At 39.7% G+C, this 4,977-nt stretch carries 4 protein-coding genes; all 4 read right to left on the bottom strand.

The window, feature by feature from the left end; all coding sequences use genetic code 11:
- Nucleotides 1-438: type I phosphomannose isomerase catalytic subunit (locus ACU52_RS14405; RefSeq protein ID WP_316936658.1), on the bottom strand; the 438-nt coding region annotated here is incomplete at its 3' end.
- A gap of 575 nt (nucleotides 439-1,013) precedes the next feature.
- On the bottom strand, nucleotides 1,014-1,529 hold the full coding sequence (locus ACU52_RS14395; RefSeq protein ID WP_239684942.1) for a hypothetical protein: 516 nt from the start codon (nucleotides 1,527-1,529) through the stop codon (nucleotides 1,014-1,016).
- Nucleotides 1,507-2,745 carry a hypothetical protein gene (locus ACU52_RS14390; protein ID WP_053399307.1) on the bottom strand — a complete coding sequence of 413 codons (1,239 nt, stop codon included), beginning with the start codon at nucleotides 2,743-2,745 and terminating at the stop codon, nucleotides 1,507-1,509. Before ACU52_RS14390 ends, ACU52_RS14395 begins: the two co-directional genes overlap by 23 nt.
- Nucleotides 2,746-3,552: 807 nt before the next feature.
- Nucleotides 3,553-4,722, bottom strand: coding sequence for an ATP-binding protein (locus tag ACU52_RS14385; RefSeq protein WP_053399306.1), 1,170 nt, complete (start codon nucleotides 4,720-4,722; stop codon nucleotides 3,553-3,555).
- Nucleotides 4,723-4,977: the final 255 nt, after the last annotated feature.

Below are 4,977 nucleotides of genomic sequence, written 5' to 3'. Positions count from 1 at the left end.
GTATTCATATTTCGATATCAGACTCTTAAAGCCGCTGTAGAGCTTAGCTCCCGGCTTTGTGTCCATAATATACCACATCTCCGTCTTGCCGAACGAATCGTGATATTTCTTTGCCATCTCGTCGTTGGGATGCACCTGTATCGACAAGTCCTTCGCAGCGTCGATAAACTTTATCAGCAGCGGAAACGTCTCGCCGTACATGTCATACACCGTGCGTCCTATCAGCTCTTCCTTATATTCCGTCACAAGTTCGTTAAGCTTGCGTCCTTGCAGTGAGCCGTTGCCCACTACCGACTCCTTGCCCGGCACGGCACTTATCTCCCAGCTCTCGCCTATAGGCGTAGGGTCATTGTCTTCTATGCCCTTAAGTTTCTTCAGCAGGCTTCCGCCCCATATTTTCGAAAAGAAGTTGTTTCTAAATAATAATGGATAAAGCATGGTTTAGTTATTTAATTGTTAGTATCTCTGTTCAATCTTACGGCGAGCCCTGTCGCCATATCAACGCGCAATCCGCCCTTCATGCAGCCAGCATCTCCGGGCTTCACCACGCCACACAGTACATCCGCGATAAGTCTCAGCACACACCACGCCCGCCGTCCTTTGCCGGCTTGCCCATCAGTCACCAATGTCTGGTTGCAGAATACATAATACATTTCTTTCATAGTGCCAAAACAATTTATTAATAGTCCCGAAAACTTATCCGGACATTACAGAAATGCAAAGATAGTGAAAGGTGAGTGAAAAGGCAAATAAAAAACGCAGTTTTTATTTTTGACTTTTCCGAACCGCAGTTCGTGCGAATTGTTTCGCACGAAAATGAAAAATTAAAAAGTAAAAATTAAACAGCGCCTGATGGAAATGAAAAGTTAAGAGTGAACAGTGAAAAAACAAAGTTCGACGTTAGTCAATCCAAATGCCGTGCTATAGCAATAAACTGCCATTCACTTAAATAAGCACAATAGAAACAAAACACAATTAACAAAGTATGAATTATAATCCGCCTAAAACGATAGTTATTTTATCATTATATCGCATCCTATATTCAGTCTTACGCCATGCTGATTGCGGAAACGTTGCATATCTTCTTTATTACTAAATGCAAATCTCCTGTGACGTTTGTTGCAGGCATAAGCCAGTTTATGCTTGAATAAAGAAATGTCATGCCACTGTTTAAATACATTGATGGTTGTTGCCAACTGATCTTCTACGGCATGTTTAATCCAGTCCTTGTTCTGATTCTTCAGTTCTATGAATATAATATATTCATCATTGTGCAGCATGGCATCGCAGCGGTTCTCCATTTGTCCGTTTTCACGCCTTATCTCTATCTTGTTATCTACGGCTATAAACGAGATTATCTTTCCAGACCTGTTAGTTACTACGGCTGTCCATTCTTCTTTATTTTTTGCATCGGCATCCACATAAGCCGGAGTCTTTGCTGCTTCATCCTCATCATCACATATTCCGAATAAAGCATCTCCAACAGGCATTTCATCCTTAAAGAAATCAATCACTCTTTCTTTCATCATAGCTGTCCAAGTCCTCCTCAATCTCCAATAAGTCGTCAAAAACGCTATTAGTATCTCTCAGTTTGATGTTAAGATAATTGTCGTCAGAAGGCAGCCCCTCATAATCTTTCAGTTGTTCAACGGTGCCGTCATGCAATTCATATATAATCAGGTCGTCAGCATTAATCATTCCTGACATTGGTACAACATCATAGATACGTTTCAGTATATCTTCCAATCCTTCCGCACGTTTTGCCAGTTGCTTAGCTTTAACAGACAACGTAAGATAGTTTATCACATAAGGACTGTGTGTTGTCATCACCAGTCTGTTTTCATTCAGTTTATATGCATCAGCCACCAGTTCGTACAGCACATTTTTTTGAGAGTCTGGAAACAGATTAAGTTCCATCTCTTCTACAACGTTTACAAAGCGGGAATATCTATACTTTGACGACACCATTCTCAATGACGCCATTTTCACGTCATCGCTCAGCGTGTTGTCGCTTAATATCAGATTCACCTCTTTTTGCAACGCCTTGCGTTCTTTGTCCGACAGTTCAGCCTTTGCCGAATTGTCGCGTACAATGTTCGACAGATTTTCTGATACAAGCAGTAAAGGCAGTGCTGACTGAAATCCGCTTGACGCTTCCGACAGTTTTATTTCATAGTTCTTATGTTTAAGTTTGGGTATGTCGTTCAGTTTGTCATACTCAAAATCCACCTCGCCGAATGGCATTTTATATCCGCTTTTTATATCGTTTTTGGCTTTATCATATTCATCAAGAAATGTCATCATCGGATCGCTCAGTTCACGCAATCTTGTTGGATGCTCAACACTTCCCAATACGTTACGTTCAGCCGGCACATACATCACTTTGGCAATATTAAACAAATTGCCATCTTGATTATTTTCTATTATAGATAATTTTTCATTCTCATAAACAAACGAATAGTGAAAGCCGTCGAACCTCAACTCCGTATCAGGCCTAAAGTATCCGTTAATACCATTATATGCAGCATACGTCTTTCTGAATCTCGAATACTGCGTAACGTAGCGTTCAGTAAGAACATGTCTCATCAGCGCTTTTTCAAGCCATGAAAAAAGAGAATAGAGCTTAGCCACGCAACTCTTTCCGGCGCCCTGTTCGCCAATCATGACAGTAATCTTACTAATTCTTACGACAGCATTATTTATAGGACCGAAATTCTTAATACTTAAAATTTCCGTATTCTGCATCACAGTATTTTTCTGCAAAGATAGTGAAAGGTGAGAGCAATACAAAATGAAAAAACATATTTTTTTATTTTTATTGCCGAGCCGCATCCTATCTTATTCAAAGATAGAACAAGGTGAGAGCAATACAAAATGAAAAAACACTTTTTTTCTTTTTTATTGCCGAGCCACATCCTATCTTATTCAAAGATAGAACAAGGTGAGAGCAATACAAAATGAAAAAACATAATTTTTTTATTTTTATTGCCGAGCCGCATCCTATCTTATTCAAAGATAGTGAAAGGTGAGAGCAATACAAAATGAAAAAACATTAATTTTTTATTTTTATTGCCGAGCCGCCTCCTATCTTATTCAAAGATAGAACAAGGCGAGAGAAAAGACAAATAAAAAACGCAGTTTTTATTTTTGACTTTTCCGAACCGCAGTTCGTGCGAATTGTTTCGCACGAAAATGAAAAATTAAAAAGTAAAAATTCATGTGCATTATGGATTTTTTGTAGGAGTTAAAGTCAATTGCAAACGTAGTGCTTATTTAAGTGAAGAGCAGGCTGTAAGCGCAAGTAAAAATTAAACAGCATTACTCAGGGTTGATTGTAGGGACGTACCCCAGGTGCGTCCAACTGGTAAAATCCTGTATTTCAACGATTTACGATATAACAAAAAAAATGCTAAATGAAAGGTGGACGCACCTGGGGTACGTCCCTACATTGCGCCACTAGGGAAACAATCCACTAGTCTTGTGGCTATCGTTCATAGCGCGACCGAATCGCCAACCTAACGCAGTTCAGCGCAAGCTAATTGTGAATTACCATTAGTAGTTAAATCCGAAAGCCCAGAGAGGTATCACGTTTGCGTATCCGCTTTCAATATCGTCTTTCACGATGTAGCCGTCGTCTGCACTTTCTATCTGTTTTTGTCCTTTTTTCCGTCCTCCAATTTCAAACACCTTGCCGTCTATCTCAAAATCTGAGATGTCAGAACTTCTCACGTCGTTACATACCCTCGTCTGGTTCATAAAGAACGTCTCTCTTACGTTTCCTATATCAGCACGTTCCGGTGCAAGGGTATAAATCAGGTTCGTGTTGTCTAGATACAGTTTCTCCACTTTGCCTAGGCCTCTCAGTCCTCCGGTTGCATTACGCAGCTGACTTATCATTCCGGCACGTTCCATGTATATCAGATAGTCAGGAATGTCATTTCTGCTGATACCCGTAACATCAGCCAGTTTCTGCATCACAGGCTTAAAAGGAACACTTTTAGATACAACCATTATCAGACTCTTCAGTTTTCTGCCCACAGATATGTTGGTCTTTATGTGCATTGGTATGTCTATTTCCATCGTCTGGTTTATCACCTGCATCAGCTCAATTTCAAATTCAGCGTCGCGTCCGAACGGATAATAGCCTCTTTTAAGATAATCATGAAAAAGTGGAAGGGGATGTTCTACACCACTAATCACTGCTTTGTGCGTAAGTATGTCTTTCAGACTGTAAACTGGTACGTCTATACTATGAAATAGGCGCAAATATTCTCTGAACGACAACCCCTGCATCTCATAAATAGGCATACGTCTGCTAAGATCTGCCATGCCCTTATAAATGTCAAGTATCGAAGAGCCGGAGATCACAATCTGCAAGTCGTCATAACTGTCATAAATCTGTTTCAGCTCTCTCGACCATCCTTCATATTTGTGAATCTCGTCGATAAACAGGTGTTTGCCTCCCATCTTTACAAAACGGTCAGCCAGGTCAACAAGTTTGTGTTCTGCAAAATAAAGATTGTCAGCCGATACATACAGCGTATCTTTTGTGTCCAAATTCTGTTTGATATATTGCAGCAGCATAGTAGACTTGCCTACGCCTCGTGGGCCGACAAGTCCGAAAGCTCTACTTTCCCATTTTATCTGGTTATATTTATATCTGAAAAACTCCACCGGAGTATTTTTCAGTTTTCTATAGAAAAATTCATACAGCCTTTCCATACCCATCCTATTTTATATCATGACAAATATACTGTATTTTACAGAAATTGCACAAAATAAATGCAGAATTCTGCCAAAATTGCATGAAATAAATGCAGAAACCCATTAAACTTGCACGAAATAAATGCAAACATAGTGATTGTTTAAGTGAATAATGAAAAGTGAAAAACGAAAAATCCAATTGCAAACGTAGTTCTTGCGATAAGATAAGAATCAACATGGCATATGACTCTAACTACTAGCTCACCCAGGTGA

Source organism: Xylanibacter rarus (assembly GCF_001275135.1).
GTDB classification, from domain to species: Bacteria; Bacteroidota; Bacteroidia; order Bacteroidales; family Bacteroidaceae; genus Prevotella; species Prevotella rara.
The sequence above is the reverse complement of the archived record's forward strand: the minus strand, read 5'-3'. Positions and strand labels throughout refer to the sequence as shown.

What these genes read in the sequence shown, in the direction of transcription:
- ACU52_RS14395 (WP_239684942.1), bottom strand. Translation starts at nt 1,529, where the DNA reads ATGATGAAAGAAAGAGTGATTGATTTCTTTAAGGATGAAATGCCTGTT.
- ACU52_RS14390 (WP_053399307.1), bottom strand. Translation starts at nt 2,745, where the DNA reads ATGCAGAATACGGAAATTTTAAGTATTAAGAATTTCGGTCCTATAAAT.
- ACU52_RS14385 (WP_053399306.1), bottom strand. Translation starts at nt 4,722, where the DNA reads ATGGAAAGGCTGTATGAATTTTTCTATAGAAAACTGAAAAATACTCCG.